The organism is Streptomyces sp. SP17BM10 (assembly GCF_036322405.1).
Lineage (GTDB): Bacteria > Actinomycetota > Actinomycetes > Streptomycetales > Streptomycetaceae > Kitasatospora.
Genome location: NZ_JAQYXB010000008.1, coordinates 1 through 450, shown reverse-complemented (window position 1 = coordinate 450; position 450 = coordinate 1). Strand labels below are relative to the sequence as shown.

Annotated in this window: 1 protein-coding gene; it reads left to right on the top strand. The window is 70.2% G+C overall.

What is annotated here, in order from left to right; genetic code table 11:
* On the top strand, positions 1-196 hold a 196-nt coding region (locus tag PUR71_RS00020; RefSeq protein WP_329924220.1), incomplete at its 5' end, for a hypothetical protein.
* Positions 197-450 lie beyond the last annotated feature (254 nt).

The following is a 450-nucleotide window of genomic DNA, read 5'->3' as shown; positions in this document are numbered from 1 at the left end:
CGAGGTCAACGAACTTGTGAGTGTGGTGTTTTCGGGGCTGTCGGCGCTCGTCGTCGAGGGCGTGGCGGACGAGGGGCAAGGTCAGGCGGGTATCCGCGCGAACCCGGGGACGATCCGGTGCCGTGCCCGATGTGCGGGCAGCCGACGGGGCGGGTGCATGGCGATGAGGACCGGCCAGGTCCGCGCCGAGCGGTAGGTCGCCTTCGCGTTGTTCCCCCGCGGAGGGGCGAGGAGGACCCCCGATCCCGCGGGCAGTTCCGAGCCCGACCGCACGTTGTTACCCCTCGGAGGGGCGATGAGGACACTTGCAGCCCGGCTCACCACACCTTGTTGACGGCTGTTGTTACCCCTCGGAGGGGCGATGAGGACGTGAGGCGGGTCCGGCCAACGTCCGGGTGATGGCGGCGTTGTTACCCCTCGGAGGGGCGATGAGGACCCGGCCGAAGCCGG